Source organism: Achromobacter sp. ACRQX, assembly GCF_022346505.1.
Lineage (GTDB): Bacteria > Pseudomonadota > Gammaproteobacteria > Burkholderiales > Burkholderiaceae_B > Achromobacter > Achromobacter animicus.
In genome coordinates, this window is record NZ_JAKRML010000021.1 from 76,595 (window position 1) to 93,719 (window position 17,125).

At 66.6% G+C, this 17,125-nt stretch carries 15 protein-coding genes; 9 read left to right on the forward strand and 6 right to left on the reverse strand.

The window, feature by feature from the left end; translation table 11 throughout:
* Positions 1–66 precede the first annotated feature (66 nt).
* From MHZ91_RS18745 to lpdA, 9 genes are read left to right on the forward strand one after another with little or no spacing between them, the layout of a single operon-like run.
* On the forward strand, positions 67–1,008 hold the full coding sequence (locus MHZ91_RS18745) for a branched-chain amino acid ABC transporter permease (RefSeq protein ID WP_056559748.1): 942 nt from the start codon (positions 67–69) through the stop codon (positions 1,006–1,008).
* Positions 1,005–2,285 (forward strand): branched-chain amino acid ABC transporter permease, encoded by a 1,281-nt coding sequence (locus MHZ91_RS18750; RefSeq protein WP_239215147.1) that lies wholly within the window; start codon positions 1,005–1,007, stop codon positions 2,283–2,285. Before MHZ91_RS18745 ends, MHZ91_RS18750 begins: the two co-directional genes overlap by 4 nt.
* Entirely contained in the window at positions 2,282–3,034 is a 753-nt protein-coding gene (locus MHZ91_RS18755; RefSeq protein ID WP_239215148.1) for an ABC transporter ATP-binding protein, read from the forward strand. The genes MHZ91_RS18750 and MHZ91_RS18755 overlap by 4 nt, the downstream gene beginning before the upstream one ends.
* Positions 3,031–3,750: an ABC transporter ATP-binding protein gene (locus tag MHZ91_RS18760; protein WP_056559753.1), complete on the forward strand. Its 720-nt coding sequence runs from the start codon at positions 3,031–3,033 to the stop codon at positions 3,748–3,750. Before MHZ91_RS18755 ends, MHZ91_RS18760 begins: the two co-directional genes overlap by 4 nt.
* A gap of 35 nt (positions 3,751–3,785) precedes the next feature.
* Positions 3,786–4,580: an SDR family oxidoreductase gene (locus tag MHZ91_RS18765; protein ID WP_239215149.1), complete on the forward strand. Its 795-nt coding sequence runs from the start codon at positions 3,786–3,788 to the stop codon at positions 4,578–4,580.
* Positions 4,581–4,620: 40 nt separating this feature from the next.
* Positions 4,621–6,804 carry a thiamine pyrophosphate-dependent enzyme gene (locus tag MHZ91_RS18770; protein WP_239215150.1) on the forward strand — a complete coding sequence of 728 codons (2,184 nt, stop codon included), beginning with the start codon at positions 4,621–4,623 and terminating at the stop codon, positions 6,802–6,804.
* Positions 6,801–7,289 (forward strand): VOC family protein, encoded by a 489-nt coding sequence (locus MHZ91_RS18775; protein WP_239215151.1) that lies wholly within the window; start codon positions 6,801–6,803, stop codon positions 7,287–7,289. Before MHZ91_RS18770 ends, MHZ91_RS18775 begins: the two co-directional genes overlap by 4 nt.
* Before the next feature lie 10 nt (positions 7,290–7,299).
* Entirely contained in the window at positions 7,300–8,631 is a 1,332-nt protein-coding gene (locus MHZ91_RS18780; protein WP_239215152.1) for a pyruvate dehydrogenase complex dihydrolipoamide acetyltransferase, read from the forward strand.
* A gap of 8 nt (positions 8,632–8,639) precedes the next feature.
* Positions 8,640–10,037, forward strand: a complete 1,398-nt coding sequence (lpdA, locus tag MHZ91_RS18785; RefSeq protein WP_239215153.1) for a dihydrolipoyl dehydrogenase — start codon at positions 8,640–8,642, stop codon at positions 10,035–10,037.
* An 89-nt stretch (positions 10,038–10,126) separates the two neighbouring features.
* Here lpdA and MHZ91_RS18790 read toward each other — a convergent pair whose 3' ends face one another.
* The 6 genes from MHZ91_RS18790 to MHZ91_RS18815 form a co-directional block, all read right to left on the reverse strand.
* Positions 10,127–11,008 carry a LysR family transcriptional regulator gene (locus MHZ91_RS18790; RefSeq protein ID WP_239215154.1) on the reverse strand — a complete coding sequence of 294 codons (882 nt, stop codon included), beginning with the start codon at positions 11,006–11,008 and terminating at the stop codon, positions 10,127–10,129.
* 132 nt (positions 11,009–11,140) lie between these two features.
* Positions 11,141–13,543: a TonB-dependent siderophore receptor gene (locus MHZ91_RS18795; RefSeq protein WP_239215155.1), complete on the reverse strand. Its 2,403-nt coding sequence runs from the start codon at positions 13,541–13,543 to the stop codon at positions 11,141–11,143.
* A 234-nt stretch (positions 13,544–13,777) separates the two neighbouring features.
* Positions 13,778–14,764 carry a FecR domain-containing protein gene (locus MHZ91_RS18800; protein ID WP_239215157.1) on the reverse strand — a complete coding sequence of 329 codons (987 nt, stop codon included), beginning with the start codon at positions 14,762–14,764 and terminating at the stop codon, positions 13,778–13,780.
* Between the two features lie 12 nt (positions 14,765–14,776).
* Positions 14,777–15,340, reverse strand: a complete 564-nt coding sequence (locus tag MHZ91_RS18805) for a sigma-70 family RNA polymerase sigma factor (RefSeq protein ID WP_239215159.1) — start codon at positions 15,338–15,340, stop codon at positions 14,777–14,779.
* 28 nt (positions 15,341–15,368) lie between these two features.
* The gene (locus MHZ91_RS18810) at positions 15,369–16,685 is read right to left on the reverse strand and encodes a type II toxin-antitoxin system HipA family toxin (protein ID WP_239215161.1); all 1,317 of its coding nucleotides are present in this window, start codon (positions 16,683–16,685) and stop codon (positions 15,369–15,371) included.
* A 41-nt stretch (positions 16,686–16,726) separates the two neighbouring features.
* A complete protein-coding gene (locus tag MHZ91_RS18815) occupies positions 16,727–16,987 on the reverse strand; it encodes a helix-turn-helix transcriptional regulator (RefSeq protein WP_175139537.1) in 261 nt (86 codons plus the stop codon).
* Between the last annotated feature and the right edge of the window lie 138 nt (positions 16,988–17,125).

Here is a 17,125-nt window from a genome sequence, read left to right on the forward strand (position 1 = left end):
GCCAAAACAACGTGCGCAATCGCTCGCGGGACGCCCGGCGTCCCGCGCAAGAATCCTGGAGCGGACATGGAATACTTTACCGTCTCGCTGTTGAACGGCGTGATCTACGGCCTGCTGCTATTCATGGTGTCGGCAGGCCTGACATTGATTTTCGGAATGATGGGCGTGCTGAACTTTGCGCACGCCTCGTTCTACATGATTGGCGCCTACGCCGCCTACACGCTGACGCCCGTCACGGGCTTCTGGGCGGCCCTCGTGCTGGCCACGATCATTTCGGGCGTGCTGGGCATGGGCGTCGAACGCTTTTTCCTGCGCCGCGTGCACAAGTTTGGCCACGCGCAGGAATTGCTGGTGACCTTCGGGCTGGCGTTCATCGTCGCCGAGCTGGTCAAGCTTTTCTACGGCGATTTTCCCGTCGACTACCGCGTGCCGCAGTTCCTGAACTTCGCGGCGTTCCGCGTGTTCGACGCGGATTATCCGTTCTACCGCCTGCTGATGGGCGGCGTGTCGATCGCGATGTTCGCGGTGATCTACCTGCTGCTGTCGCGCACCCGCGTGGGCATCGTGGTGCGCTCGGCCATCTACCGTCCGCGCATGGCCGAGGCGCTGGGCCACAACGTGCCGCTCGTCTTCATGAGCGTGTTCGGCGTGGGCGCCGCGATGGCGGGCCTTGCCGGCGCGGTGGCGGGCGCGTTCTACACCACCAACCCGAACATGGCGCTGGAACTGGGCGTGCTGGTGTTCGTGGTGGTCGTGGTGGGCGGACTGGGTTCGCTGGAAGGCGCCATGATCGCCTCGCTGTTGATCGGCCTGATCAGCTCGTTCTCGGTCGGCATCGACGCCAGCCTTGCGACGTTGTTCGGCCTGTTCGGCGCGCGTGACTGGGCCGAAAGCGTGGGTGGCCTGATGACGGTGAAGATCTCCAGCCTGGCCGCGACGCTGCCGTTTCTGCTGATGCTGGTGGTGCTGCTGGTCAAGCCGTCGGGCCTGAAAGGAGAGCAGGCATGAGCCATTCAACCCCCTCCACCGGCCGCGCCACGGGCGCGCTGCTGTTGATCCTGTGTGTGGCCGCGCTGTGCGCGCTGCCGTGGCTGCTGCCTGCCGGCCAGCTCGTGGCGGCGGTGCAGATGCTGATCGCCGCGCTGTTTGCGTGCGCCTTCAATCTGCTGGCCGGCCAGGGCGGCATGCTGTCCTTCGGTCATGCCGCGTACTTTGGCGTCGGCACCTTTGCCACCATCCATGCGATGAATGCGCTGGGCGGCGCAGGCCTGCTGCCCACGCCGCTGATGCCGCTCGTGGGCGGCGTGGCCGGGCTGCTGTTCGGCGTGGTCGCCGGCTGGTTCGCCACCATGCGGTCAGGCGTGTACTTTTCGATGATCACGCTGGCGCTTGCCGAACTGCTGCACGCGCTGGCGCCGCACCTGAAAGGCGTCTTCGGCGGCGAGGCGGGCGTGTCCGCCATGCGCATGCCTGCGTGGGGCTTTACCTTCGGGTCCGACATCGAGGTCTATTACCTGGTGCTGGCGTGGGTGGTGGTGTCGCTGGCCGCGCTGTACGGTCTGACGCGCACACCGCTGGGCCGTCTGACGCTGGGCCTGCGCGAAAACGCCAACCGCCTGCGCTACCTGGGCTACCGCCCGCATGCGCTCAAGACCATGGTGTTCGCGCTGTCGGCGATGTTTGCCGGCATCGCGGGCGGCCTGCAGGCGCTGAACATCGAGGCCGGCAACTACGTACTGTTCGAGGTCAAGCTGTCCACCGACGCGGTGCTGTTCGCCTACATCGGCGGCGTCAACGCGTTCCTGGGTCCGGTGCTGGGCGCGTCCATCCTGACGTTTCTGTCGCAGACGCTGGCCGACATCACGCGGTCCTGGCTGCTGTATCAAGGCATTCTGTTCGTGCTGGTGATGCTGTTCGTGCCGGACGGCCTGGTCGGACTGGTGCAACGCGCGGCCAAGTCGCTGCGCGAGCGCGGCCTGGCCAACTGGCTGCCGCGCGCCGCGGTATCGGTGGCCGGGGGTCTGCTGCTGACTGGCGCCACCGTCTTCACCGTCGAACTCTTGCAACGCATGTTCGCGCGCGATTACCGCGCCCTCCTCGCCATGAACCCCGAGGCCGGCTGGCCCGCCATCCCGCTGTTCGGCCAGGAGTGGGCGCCGCTTGCCGTGTCGACCTGGCTGGTGCCGCTGGCGTTGTTCGCCGCCGGCCTTGCCGCCTGCCGCTGGGCGCTGACCCTGTGGCGCGACGCCGGCGAAGCCGCCCCTCTGCTGGAGCCCGCCAAATGAGCCACGAGATCCTGACCCTGACCGACGTGCGCAAATCCTTTGGTGAAGCGCAGATCATCCGCGGCGTGAACCTGGCGATCGAAGCCGGCGAACGCCACGCCGTCATCGGCCCCAATGGCGCGGGCAAGTCCACGCTGTTTCACCTGATGTCGGGCTCGTTCGCGCCCACGTCGGGCGACATCAGCCTGCGCTCGCGGTCCATCGGCGGCCTGGCGCCCGAGGCCATCAACCGGCTTGGCCTTGCGCGCTCGTTCCAGATCACCAACGTGTTCCCGCGCCTGTCCGTGCGCGAGAACCTGCGGCTGGCGGTGCTGCGCATGCACGGGCTGGTCTACAACTTCTGGCGGCCGATTGCGCGCAACCGCGCCGTCAATGAAGACGTGGACCGCCTGCTGGAAAAGGTGCGGTTGACGGCCAGGCAGGCCACGGCGGCCGGCGACCTGAACTACTCCGAGCAGCGCTCGCTGGAAATCGGCATGACGCTGGCGTCGCGCCCGAAGGTAATTTTGCTGGACGAACCCATGGCCGGCATGTCGCAGCACGAGGTCGACTACACGGTCGAACTCATCAAGGACGTAACGCGCGACTGCACCCTGCTGATCGTCGAACACGACATGCAGGTGGTGTTCTCGCTGGCCGATCGCATCAGCGTGCTGGTCTACGGCGAGATCCTGGCCACCGGCACGCCCGCCGCGATCCGCGGCGACGCCCGCGTGCGCGAGGCCTACCTGGGAGAGGAAACGGTATGACGACGCAATCCCCCCTCTTGTCGCTGCAGGGCGTGCATGCCCACTATGGCAAGAGCCACATCCTGCACGGCATCGATCTGTCGATCGGGCGCGGCGAGGTCGTCAGCCTGCTCGGCCGCAATGGCGCGGGCCGCTCCACCACCATGAAAAGCATCATGGGGCTGGTGGACGTGACCGGCGGCCGCATCGCCATCGAAGGCCGCGACATCACCAACAAGCGTCCCTTCGAAATCGCGCGCGCCGGCCTGGCCTTCGTGCCCGAGGAACGCGAGGTGTTCGCCAACCTGACGGTGGACGAAAACCTGCGCATGGGCGAGCAGCCCCGGCGCGACGATGCGCCGTACTGGACCGTGGCGCAGATGTTCGACTACTTCCCGCGCCTGAAGGAACGCAGCAGCACGAAGGCAGGCAACCTGTCGGGCGGCGAGCAGCAGATGCTGACCATGTGCCGCTCGCTGCTGGGCAACCCCAAGGTCATCCTGATCGACGAGCCCACCGAAGGCCTGGCGCCCAAGATCGTCGAGGTGATCGCCGACGTCATCCGGGATATCCACAAGCAGGGTGTGTCGGTGGTGCTGGTCGAGCAGAAGCTGACGATCGCGCTGAAGGTGTCCACGCGCGTGAGCGTGATGGGCCACGGCCGCATCGTGTTCGAAGGACCGCCCGCGCAGCTCCATGAGCGCCAGGACGTCGTCCAGGAATGGCTGGCGGTCTAGCCGGCCTACGTACTCATCCATTACAGGCACACATCGTGGACAACACCACTGAAGTCATCCATCCGGAGCTGCGCGGCCAGACGGTCGTCATCACCGGCGGCGCGAAGGGCATCGGCTACAGCACGGCGCAGGCTTTTGCGCGCCAGGGCGCGCGCGTCGCGCTGCTGGACATGGACGCCGCCGCGCTGGAGGCGGCTGTCGCAAGTCTGGCGGCAGCGGGAACCGGCGCGCAGGCCATGGCCGTGCAGGCGTCCGTCACCGATGCCGACGCGGTCGAGCGCGCCTTCGCGCAGGTTGCCGAGACCTGGGGCGGCATCGACGTGCTGGTCAACAACGCCGGCATCTCGGCCAACAAGCCCACGCTGGAAGTCACCGTGGACGAATGGCGCCGCGCCGTGGACATCAACCTGACCGGCGTCTTCCTGTGCGCGCAGGCCGCGGGCCGGCGCATGGTGCCCGCGGGCTCGGGCAGCATCATCAACCTGGCCTCCATGTACGGGGTGGTTGCCGCCCCCGACCGCGCGGCCTACTGCGCCACCAAGGGCGCGGTGGTGCTGCTGACCGAGACGCTGGCCGTCGAATGGGGCCCGTCGGGCGTGCGCGTCAACGCGCTGGCGCCGGGCTACGTCGAAACCGACCTGGTGCGCGACCTGGCGGCGCGCGGCCGGCTGGACCCCGAACGCCTCAAGCAACGCACGCCGCTACGCCGCATGGCGCAGCCGGCCGAAATGGCCGACCTGGCGGTTTTCCTGGCGTCGCGCCAGGCCGCCTACATCACCGGACACACCCTGGTGGCCGACGGCGGCTGGAGCCGCTACAGCTACCTCTGATTGCCCCCGACGCTTACAAAAACACTCTGGAGATTCATTCATGGCCACCTACCAACCGCTTGAGCCCCAGGCGCCCTGGCGGCAACTGACGGCCGAGGCCTCGGACTGGCAGCACGCTGACCCCGCACTGCTCGGCACGATGCTGACCCAACTGCACTGGATCCGCGCTTTCGAGGAAGCCGTGCTGGAGCTGGCCGCCGAAGGCCTGGTGCACGGCCCCGCGCACTCGTCGGTGGGCCAGGAAGGCGGCGCCGTCGGTTCGGTGCTGGCCCTGGGCGCAGGCGACCAGATCAACGGCTCGCATCGCGGCCACCACCAGTTCCTGGCGAAGGCGCTGCAACACGTCGCGCCGCTTGGACTGGATCCGCGCAACCCGCTGACGCCCGCCATCGACGAAGTCCTGCACAAGACGCTGGCCGAGATCATGGGCCTGGCCAACGGCTATTGCCGCGGCCGCGGCGGCAGCATGCACTTGCGCTGGCTGGAAGCCGGCGCATTGGGCACCAACGCGATCGTTGGCGGCGGCGCGCCGCTGGCCGCCGGCGCGGGCTGGGCGCACAAGCATGCGGGCACGGACCGCGTAGCCGTCACGTACTTTGGCGACGGCGCGGTCAACATCGGGTCGGTCCTGGAAACGATGAACCTGACCGCCGCGTGGAAGACGCCGCTGTGCTTCTTCATCGAGAACAACCGCTACGCCGTGTCCACCACCGTGGAAGAATCCACCGCCGAGCCGCGCCTGTCCGCGCGCGGGCTGGCCTTCAACATTCCGTCCTGGAAGGTCGACGGGATGGATCCGCTGGCCGTGCACCTGGCCATGTCGGAAGCCGTTGCGCACATGCGTGCCGGCAACGGTCCGACCATCGTCGAAGTGGACGTCTACCGCTTCTTCCACCAGAACGGCCCCTTCCCCGGCAGCGCCTTCGGCTACCGCACCAAGGACGAAGAGGCGCAGTGGCGCCAGCGCGATCCGCTGGACCGCATCGCCTCGGAAATGATCGCCCGCAAGCTCGTCACGCAGGCGGACGTGGACGCGCTGCGTCAACGCTGCAAGGACGTGATGAAGGACGTGTCCGGCCGCCTGACGGAAGCGGCGGACGGCGGCAAGCGCCGCGTGCGCGCCGACCTGTGGCCCAGCCCCGATTTCCGCGACGTAGGCCTGCGCAGCGACGGCGCTGAACTGGAAGGCCTGCGCTACCAGGAAGCCGCCGACCACACCGGCGCGAAGGTGACGCGCAAGTTCGTCGATGCGGTGGCCGACGTGCTGGACCGCCGCATGGAAACCGACCCCGGCGTCGTCGTACTGGGCGAGGACGTGCACCGCCTGAAGGGCGGCACCAACGGCGCCACGCGCGGCTTGAAGGACAAGTACCCGGACCGCGTGCTGGGCACACCGATCTCGGAAAACGCCTTTGCCGGACTGGGCGGCGGGCTGGCGATGGACGGCCGCTACAAGCCCGTCGTGGAATTCATGTACCCGGACTTCATGTGGGTCGCGGCCGACCAGATCTTCAACCAGATCGGCAAGGCGCGTCACATGTTCGGCGGCGACATCGACGTGCCGTTCGTGCTGCGCACCAAGGTCGCGATGGGCACGGGCTACGGCTCGCAGCACTCGATGGACCCGGCCGGCATCTTTGCCACGGCGCCCGGCTGGCGCATCGTCGCCCCATCCACGCCGCACGATTACGTCGGCCTGATGAACACGGCGCTGGCGTCCAAGGATCCGGTGCTGGTCATTGAGCACGTGGATCTGTATGCGTCATCGGGCGACGTGCCCGACGGCGACCTGGACTACGCGATCCCCTTCGGCCGCGCACAAGTGCGCCGCGAAGGCGGCAAGGTCACCATCCTGACGTACCTGTCCATGGTCAGCCGCGCGCTGGCGGCCGCCGAACAGGCCGGCGTGGACGCCGAAGTCATCGACCTGCGCACGCTGGACCGCGCCAGCCTGGACTGGGACACCATCGGCGCCAGCATCCAGAAGACCAACAACGTGCTGATCGTGGAGCAAGGCGCGCGCGGCACGTCCTACGGCGCCATGCTGGCCGACGAGATCCAGCGCCGCTACTTCGACTGGCTGGACCAGCCGGTCAAACGCGTCACCGGCGGCGAGGCCTCGCCCAGCATCTCGAAGGTGCTGGAGCGCGCGGCGTTTGCCGACACCGACGAGGTGATGGCGGGCCTGGCCGACGTGCTGGCCGATCTTGGAGAGCAGTCATGAGCGCCCTGCACATGACCGTGCCGATGGAGGTCGGCATCTGCTGCGCGGATCTGGATGCGCTGGCCGCGTTCTACACCGGCGTCATGGGATTGACGCTGGTGAACCGCGTGACGGTGCCCGCCGACAAGGCGCGGGCAACGGGCCTCACGGCGCACGGCTACGACGTCGCGCGCCTGCAGACGCCGTACGGCGAGCGCATCAAGCTGCTGCAACCGGCCGTTGCCCCTGAACCCGCCGTGCGCGGCGCGGCGATTCTGGACCGCCAGGGCGCCGCCTACCTCACCTTCATCGTGCGCGACCTGCGCGGCGTGGTGCGCGATCTGGAATCTAAGGGCGTCGTCTTCGACAGCGCGCCCGCGCCCATGGAAGTGCGGCCCGGCACGTGGCTCGCCTTCTTCCGCGACCCCGAAGGCAATGTGCTCGAACTCGTCGAATACGACGACCCCGCCGCGTACCGGCCCGACCTGGCCGGCGCCGCTGAATAGGAAGAACATCGTGGCAACCCTCATCAAACTCCCATCCGTAGCCGCCGACGCCTCGGGCGGCATCCTGCATCAGTGGCTCAAGCAGGAAGGCGACCGCGTTGCCGTCGGCGATGCGCTGGCGGAAATCGAAACCGAAAAGGCCATCGTCGAGCTCAACGCTGAACAGGCCGGCGTGCTGGGCCGCATCGTGGTCCAGGCCGGGCCGGCGTCGGTGCCGATCAACACCGTGATCGGCGTGCTGATCGCGGATGGTGAAGACGCGGCGGCGATTGATCGTGCGCTGGCTGAGCAGGGTGGTGCGGCCGTTGCAACGGGGTCGGCTGCTGGGTCCGATGCTGGCGGGGCAACGGGCGCCTCGGCGGCGGCTGGTGCAGCGTTGGCCTCGGGATCGCCGTCTGGCGCGTCTGCCGCCGCCCCGCAGCAAGCCGGCAACGCAGCCGCGCACGCCGCATCCTCGACCGCAGCCGTCCCCGGCGGCCGGCTCTTCGCCAGCCCCGTCGCCCGGCGCCTTGCCGCGCAGTGGCACGTCGACCTGCTGGGCGTCACCGGCACCGGCCCGCATGGCCGCATCGTGCGGCGCGATGTTGAAGCCGCGCGCGACCATGCGCCGGCCGCAGCGCCCGCCGCCGCGCCACTTTCCGCCCACACCGCAGGCCGGCCGGCCGCACGCCGCGTGCCGCACTCCGGCATGCGCCGCGCCATCGCGCGCCGCCTCACCGAAAGCAAGCAGCACGTGCCGCACTTCTACCTGACGGTCGACTGCCGCATGGACGCGCTGCTGGCCCTGCGCGCGCAGGCCAACCAGGGCGGCGCGGTCAAGTTGTCGGTCAATGACTTCATCGTGCGCGCCGCCGCCCTGGCGCTGCGCGAGGTGCCCGAGGTCAACGCGTCTTGGCACGACGACGACATCGAATACCACGCCGGCGCCGATATCTCCGTCGCGGTGGCCACCGACGGCGGCCTGGTCACGCCCATCGTGCGCGACGCCGACGTGAAGTCCCTGTCCGTCATCGGCGCAGAGATCGTCGAGCTGGCCAAGCGCGCCAAGGTCAACCGCTTGAAGCCCGAGGAATTCACCGGCGGCTCGCTGACGGTCAGCAATCTGGGGATGTACGGCATCAGCCAGTTCGCCGCCATCATCAATCCGCCGCAGGCCGCCATCCTGGCCGTCGGCGCGGCCGAACGCCGGCCGGTGGTGGACGCCGATGGCCAGCTGGTTGCCGCCACCGTGATGACGGTGACGTTGTCGGCCGACCATCGCGTCGTGGACGGCGCGGTCGGCGCACGCTGGCTGGCCGCCTTCCGCGCGCTGATCGAAAACCCTGTGCGCATCCTGCTGTGAGCCCCGCCATGACGAAGACGAGTTTTGATCTGGTTTTGGTGGGCGGCGGACCGGGCGGCTACGTGGCCGCGATTCGCGCCGCGCAGTTGGGTATGTCGGTCGCGCTGGTCGAGCGCGCCGAACTGGGCGGCATCTGCCTGAACTGGGGCTGCATTCCGACGAAGGCCCTGCTGCACAGCGCCACCGTGCTGCGCGCCTGCCGCGAGGCCGCGCACTACGGCGTGACGGGTGCGGGCGAGGCGCGCCCGGATCTGGCCGCGATGGTCGCCCGGTCGCGCAAGGTGGCCGGCCGGCTGGGGCAAGGCGTGGCGCATCTGATGAAAAAGAATGGCGTCACCGTGTTCGCCGCCAGCGCCAGGCTTGCCGGGTCCGGCAAGCTGGCGCTGGACGACGGCGCCACGCTGTCGGCCAAGCACATCATCCTGGCCACCGGCGCACGCGCCCGCGACCTGCCGGCGCTGCCCGTGGGCGAGCGCATCTGGGCCTACCGGCAGGCGCTGGTGCCGACCGAGATCCCGAAGTCACTGCTGGTCGTGGGCGCGGGCGCCATCGGCGCCGAGTTCGCCAGCTTCTATCGCGCGGTGGGCGCCGAGGTCACGCTGATCGACATGACGCCGGAGATTCTGCCGCAGGAAGACGCCGAGATCTCGCAGCTGGCGCGCAAGGCCTTTGAAAAGCAAGGCATCCGCGTGCTGACGCGTTGCGCGGTGACGGCCTCGTCCACCACGGCCGACGGCGTCAAGGTCACGCTGGAGCACGAGGGCAAGAAGCTCGAACAGACCTTCGACCGCGTCATCGTCGCCGCCGGCATTGTCGGCAACGTCGAGAATCTGGGACTGGAGAAGACGCGCGTCAAGGTCGAGAAGACGCACATCGTCACCGACGGCCTGTGCCGCACCGGCGAGTCCGGCGTCTACGCGATCGGCGACGTGGCCGGCGCCCCATGGCTTGCCCACAAGGCCAGCCACGAAGCCGTGCTGTGCGTCGAAGCCATCGCCGGCCTGCCCGTGCACGCCATCGATCCGCTGCGCATTCCCGCCTGCACGTATTCCTACCCGCAGGTCGCGAGCATCGGCATGACCGAAGCCCGCGCGCGTGAACACGCAACGAAGACTGGCGGCGAAATCCGCGTCGGAAAGTTCACCTTCGCCGGCAACGGCAAGGCGATCGCGATGGGCGAGGACCAGGGCCTGGTCAAGACGGTGTTCGACGCCAAGTCAGGCGAACTGCTCGGCGCGCACATCATCCACCCGGAGGCGTCCGAGCTCATCACGGGGTATGGCGTGGCGGCGTCGTTGGAAGCGACCGAAGAAGACCTGATGCACACCGTGTTCGCCCACCCGACGCTGTCGGAAACGCTGCACGAGTCGGTGCTGGCGGCGTTTGGAAGAGCGCTGCACGCATAGCAGTTGTCCACAGGTGTCAGACACCCTCCACTGAGATGTCTGACACCGGCGCATTACGCGATTCGGCTGTCAGACACCCGCGCATCACCTCAAATCCTGCCCGCGTAAAAATCCAGAAAACACGCGATACGCCGCGACAGCTGCGTGTTGCGGTGATACACCGCGTGCATCGGCTGCAGGTGATCGGTGTATTCGCTTTCCAGCACTTTCACCAGCCGCCCCGACTCGATATCCTCGCGCACGACAAAGTCCGACAGGCACGCGATGCCGACGCCGCGCAGCGCCAGTTGCCGCTGCGTCTCGCCGCTGGACGTCGCAAGCGTCGGCGTCGCCTGAAAACTCGAACCGCCGGCATGACGTAGCGGCCAGAGGTTCAGGCTTTCGGGCTGCGTGAAACCCAGCACCTCGTGATCCGCCAGATCCTCCACCGTGCGCGGCGCGCCACGCCGCGCGATGTAATCGGGACTAGCCATCATCCAGCGCGGCGACGGCCGCAGCGTGCGCGCATGCAGCGTGGAATCGGTCAGCGGCCCCATGCGCAGCGCCACGTCGGTGCGATGCTCCATCAGGTCCACGATGCGGTCGTTGCTGGTGAGTTCCAGCGAGATCTCCGGATACGCACGCCGGAACTCGGCAACGTGGGGCACCACGCAGTGCAGCATCACCGGCACCGACGCGTCCACACGCAAGCGGCCCGCAGGCCGCTGATGCACCATGCGCATGCACTCCTCGGCCTCTTCCAGCGCCGCCACGATCTGGCGCGCCTTGGGCAGAAAATGCCGGCCTTCTTCGGTCAGCTCCATGCGGCGCGTCGTCCGGTTCAGCAGCGTGACGCCCAGGTCCTCTTCAAGCCGATGCAGGCCACGGCTGACGCCGGATGCGGTCTGGCCGAGCATTTCGGCGGCGGCGCTCAACGACCCGGCGTCGACCACGCCGAGGAAGAGGCGCAAGGCGTCGGAGTTCAGGGACATGATTTCGGGACCCGGGAAGAGATTGGGGGATTTTATCGGTTCGTCATCGTCGGCCCATCCCCAAAAAGCGCCCGGCGCTGCCAGCCCGGTAGTCAGAAGCGGGCAGCGCTCCACACCAAAACCTCATCCGGCTTAGAAGGCGTACTTTACCGTCAGCATCGCTTTTTGCGGCGATCCATAGAAGCCCTGCCCGTCGCCCGTCAGATCGAAGTACTTCTTGTCGAACAGGTTACTGATGTTCAACTGCGCCGACAGATTCGGCGTGAACCGGTAATTCGCCATCACGCTGGTCAGCAGCACCGAGCCCTGTTCACGCCGGGCCTTCACGCCTGCCGACGTCGTCTGGTCGATGTAAACGCCGCTGCGCCATTGCACGCCTCCGCCCACCGTCAACTTGCCCGAGGTGCCCGGCACCAGATAGGTCGTGAACAGGTGCGCAAGATTCTGCGGGCGGTACGTGTTGAAGCGCTTGCCCTCCGCGTCGCGCACCAGCGCGCGGGAGAAGCCCGCCGTCAGTTGCCATCCGGGATTCACTTCACCCGACGCCTGCAACTCGAAACCTTCGCTGGTCAGTCCTTTGGCGCCGCGATAGGCGAACTCCGACGTGCCATCGACGAAGCGCGAGCCATCGCGCTCGGCCACGTTGTCCTCTTCGATGCGGAACACCGAGAAAGAGGTGCTGAGCCTGCCGTCGAGATAGTCGGCCTTCACGCCCGTCTCGTAGCTTTTGCCTTGGACAGGATCCAGATACCTGCCGCTGGCGTCGCGATATGCCTGCGGCTGGAAGATGTCGGTATAGCTGACATAGCCGGTGTATGTGTCGTTAAAGTCGTAGACCACGCCGGCGTATGGCGTGAACTCCGTGCTGCGCAGCTCGTCGTCGCCGCTGTCACGCACCCAACGATTCTGCCGGCCGCCAACGATCAGTTTGAGCGAATCCGTGACCGACAGGCGCAGCGCGCCGTATGCCGCGGTCTGGCGCGTCTTGTTCTTGCCCAGGGTATTGAATTCGCCCCAACCCGGATCCGGGTAGGAGCCATCCCATTCGAATATGTTGCCCACGGGACTGGTATTGAGGGCGGGATAGTTGCCATAGCGCAGCGTGGACCTGCTGCCAACGAGGCCGAACACGGCTTCATGCTGGCGTCCGAACAATTCGAACGGCCCGCCCGCCTGGATCGAAGCGCTGTTCTGATCGAACTCCTGGTGCGAGCGGTTCAGCCAGACGTTCAGGCCCATTCCGGTATCGCGATCCGGTTGCCCCATCAGATACAGCAGCCTGGAATCGTATTCACTGTCGAGCCGGCTGACGTTGGCGGTGATGTTCCAGCCGTTGTCGAACTGGTGCTCCACCGAGGCGTAGATCGTGTTGTTGGTAGTGCTCCACCGCGTCCAGTCGGCCCCGATGCTGAAGCTGCGCCGCCAGCTTGCCGGCGAGCCGTCGCTATACAGCATCGGCAGTCCGCCCCACGTCACGTCGGTCGGCCGTTTGTTCTGGTGCTCGAAGCCAACGCGCACGGTGGTGTTGGCCGTCACGTCGGCCTCTACCGTGGCCAGAAAGGCCTGATTGCGCGTGTGGTAGCGGTCCAGATACGAATCGCGCTCTTCCATCATGCCCGCCACCCGGGCTCGCACAGAGCCATCCGCGTTGACCGGCGTGGACAGATCCACCGTCGCGCGGCGGTCATCCCAGGACCCGATGCCCAAGCTGACCGCGCCCGTGAACTCCTTGCTCGTGGCGCGCTTGCGCACCACGTTGACCGATGCGCCCGGATTGCCGGTGCCGGTCATCAGACCGGTCGCGCCGCGCACGACTTCGACGCGATCGTAAAGAATGGGATCGAAGTTCGACGTGCCGAAGAAATCGTTTTGCGTGGACACCGGCATGCCGTCGTAGGAATAGCTGTCGACATAAAAGCCACGCGAATGGATATCGGTGCGATCGATGTCGGATGACGTCGTCACCAGGCCCGTGACCGTTTTCAACGTTTCCCCAAGCGATGTCAGGTTCATGTCTTCGATCTGCTGGCGCGTCACCACGCTCACCGACTGCGGCGTTTCTCGCGGAGACAGCCGCAGTCCGGTCGCCGCGGTGGTTGCGCGCACCGTGTAGGAGCCCGTTCCTTCCGTGGTCAGCAGGTTGCGCCCTTCCACCGTTACCGGCTCGAGCTGCGTCGCCCGGGCGGCCGGTGGGCGCGACAAGGTGACCGTGTCGCCCCGGCGGTCATATTGCAGGCCACTGCCCGCAAGCAGACGGCGCAACGCCTCTTCGGGGGGCAGCGCGCCGGACACGGCCGGCGCCTGAATGCCTGCGACCAAGTCCTGGGCAAAGAAGATCTGCAACGAGGTCTGCCTCCCCAACTGCAGCAACGACTGCTCCAGCGGTTGGGCTGCGATGCTGATGTGCGCGGCGGGCGTCTGAGCCTGCACCCCTGCCGGCGCGCCACCCAGCGTCAGGGCCAATGACAGGGAAAGGGTGCCAAGCACGAAGGGCGTGCGTAACGCGCTCGTGCGGCTTGCAACTTCGGTATTCACGGTGTTCCGTTCCAATCAATCAAACCGGCGCCTATGCGCCACAACCCTTGGCCAAGGTTCTCCCGGAGCCCGCGCCGCATGGCAACGCACGCCCCCTCGTAGGAACAAACGAGCGGGCGCGGCAAACACCTCAACGCAAATGAAAACTATTTTGTAACCGTGCCGATTATGGCCACGCGCGGCGTCCGCGGTCCGGCAGGGACTTGCGCATGGAGCAATGGGGAGGCGCCGCTGTCAGCGCGGCACAATGACTGCGCCGCCGCCGGCCAGTGGGCGTACCTGAACCGGCGCAACGGCCGGCAAGGCGGCCAGAATGTCTTGCGGCTTATCGATACTGAAAACGCCGGCCACGCGATAGTCGCGCAGCGCGGGGGCATCGAGTTTGGCGGGATGTTCCAGGTAGCGGTTCATCTCGGCCACCACCTGCGCCAGCGGCGCATTTCGGAATACGATCTTGCCCTGCCGCCACGCCAACAGGTTTTCGATCTGAACGGGTGTCGCGGCACTCAACAGCCCATCTCCGTCACGTTCGACCGATTGCCCGGCGATGAGCTGACGCTCGGCCCGGTTCCACCAGCGACCCGTGGTGACCTGCACCGAACCCGACTCCACCGCCACCCGCGAATCGTCCGAGCGCACGTCGAAGCGTGTACCGGTCACGGTCACGGTCACCGCCGGCGCATGCACGACGAATTGGCGCTCGCCATCGTGCTGAACGGCAAAAAAAGCCTGACCCGACGTCAGCGTGATATCGCGTCGCCCTTCAAAGAAGGCGACTTCCAGGCGCGTGTTCACGTTCAGGCTGACGACCGATCCATCCGGCAGTGTCACCTCGCGCCGTTCGCCGGCCTGGGTCTGAAAAGCCGCGCGGTAGGACGGCGCCTCGCTGTTGAGCAGGGGTACTGCCACCGCCGCCACCGCAGCCGCCGTGCAAGCGGCCGCCGCCCATCCGAATACGCGGCGGCGCGGCGTTGGCGCACCGCTTGTCGCGGCACGGCTGGCGGCCAGCATGGCGCGCAGCTCGTCTTGCGGCAACTGATCCGTGGCCCGCCACAGATACTCGATCTTGCGATATGCCTCGTCGTGCAAGGGGTGGGCGCGACGCCATGACGCACAGGCGTCGATCTCGTCGTGCGTAGCCTCCCCCGACTGGACACGCGCGAACCATTGCGCCGCGCGGGCACGCAGTTCGTCGGCGGAGGATTCGTCTTGGCGGGTCATCGGGAAATCATCTTAATCGGACGGCGCATGCTGCTTCAGCCTTTCACCGATGTGTTGCAGCGCACGGATCATGTGCTTTTCGACCATACTGCGCGAAATACCCATATCCGCCGCAATCTCGGCATGGGTCCAGCCTTCCAGCCGGTGCTGCAGATAGACGCGCTGACAGGCAGGCGGTAGCTCCTGCAGCGCCGCCATCAGCGCCGTCAACAGTTCGCCAGCGTAGTACGCGGACTGCCCGTCCGCCACCGTCGGATGCTCACGCTCGGCAAGCTCATCGATTGCCCGCACCGGCAGGATGGCACGGCGCCGGTGCTGGTCGATCACGCCATTTGAGACGCCGCGCGCCAGATACGCGCGCGGTTCCTCGATATCCACGATGCCGCGTTCAAGCAGCTTCACCGCCACGTCCTGAACGGCATCCTCGCCATCCGGCGAATTCTTGTTGCGCCATGCGCCAAGCAACTCGCGGTAATGAGCGAGCCAGCCTTGCTTGCGCTTGAGCGATGCAGACATTCGAGCCGGGCGAAGATCGGGAAGACGCGAATAATAGCAATTATTCTCATTCCGAGGCATCTAGCGCCGTGCCGCATGCACGCCTTGGCTATCCCGCCAGTCTGTCTGCCGCGGCCTGCAGCCCCTGGAGGATGGTATCGGCCACGTGCTCGGGAAACGCGGGCGGCAAAATTTCTCGCACCGCGCGCACCACGTGCGGCGTACGCGAAACCAGATCGTCGACCACCGTCTCCACGCTCCGGCCGTCCGGCGCCACGACTCCATGTTCCGCACCGACCGCAAGCCAATGCCGCCGCAGAATGTCGCGCATGAGCCAGTGGGTGTTCTTGGTGCGCACAGCCATGGCCATGCGTGCCTTGAACGGCGACAGCTGGTTGGCGCCGGTACCGATGACGGGATAGGCAGACAGTACGTCGTACAACGGCGTGAGCTCGTACGCGCCGCCGGGTCGCAGAAAAATGCTGAAGTTCTTCGCGTGGCCATCCGTGGCGCGCAGCATCCAGAACAGGACCTGCGACTGGAAAAACGTCCGCCGGTCGCGATCGGGGTCGCGCGAGGTGGCCAGCAGCTTCATGATGCTGCGCATGCCGGGGCCGCCGTCCGATTCGTACTTCAGATGCGGCGGCGTGCCCGTCGCCTGGCACATGTCTTCCTGCGGCAGGCGGATCAGCCAGCGCTTGCCATCATCGTTGCGCCACCACAGGCGGTCGAACCGCTCGACCGCCAGCACCTTCATGTCTTCGAACATCAACGGCTGGGTGCGCGCCACCGGCAGCCCGTAGGCATGGAGAATCTCGGAACACAGCCACTCGTTCTCCACCGAATGGCTCATGTCGAACTTCAGGTTGCCGACGAGGCCGAGCGGCATCTTGAAGATATGCGTGGTCGGGGTGGCGCCGTGAGGTCTGCACCAACGGCCATCGAGCCACAGCATGGCCGTCTTTTCCTGGGCCCCGGCGATCGAGATGCGGAACCCGTCATCGGCGTCCGCATTGCGCCCGCCCAAAGGTCCGGGAATCAGGGTGCTGCGCAGCGCCTGGGCCACTTGCGCATCGCTGAGGGGAATGGCGTCGACCTGCGTCACGGGGTCAGGCGCCACGCCGCGGGGCATGACCTGAACAGCGCCCACACAATCCCGACCAACTTCGGCCAACAACGAGAACGCATCAGTGGAACCCGCCTGGAACCGCCGCGCGACGCGTTCGCGAATGTTCTGGCTGTCGGGCAGCAGATTCTCGAAATAGCTGCGCACGATCTGTCCGCGATGCGGCGGGTTGCCCGGCGTGAAGGGGAGCGAAAGCGAAAGTGGCCGCCCCCGGCCCGAGGCAGTCCATGCCTCGTCGTACTGGAGCGTCTCGCCGATCTGGGGCTGGACGCTCCAGACGCCCACGAAGTCCCCGTTCATCCAGAGATCCAGAGCGCGGTGGTGCGATCGTCGGCCCATGGCTACCAATCCGGTGTGGCCGATGTTTTGGACGCGGAGGATTTTTCCCGTTGCCGCAACACGACTTCCACGCCCAGGATGCCGAGAATCTCCAGCAACCTGTCAGCGCCAAGCTTGCCGGCATTGCGCTCAAACGCCGAAAGCGTTTGCTGCGTGACGCCCAAACGCAGCGCAGCTTCGGCCTGGGTCATGCCAGCCTGTTTGCGGAATGCCCGGAGCAAGGCGGGAAGCTGGTCCGCCGTGCGGACGGTGAAGTCGGACATGCCAGCCCTTGAAGGTGAGGTTTACAGATTCTAGGTTGTAAAACTGGAATACGCAATGTAGGCTGTATTTATCAAATACAACTCATAAGCTGTATTTCAAAAATACAACGTGCAAGCTGTAATTGATCCTCGCTTTCC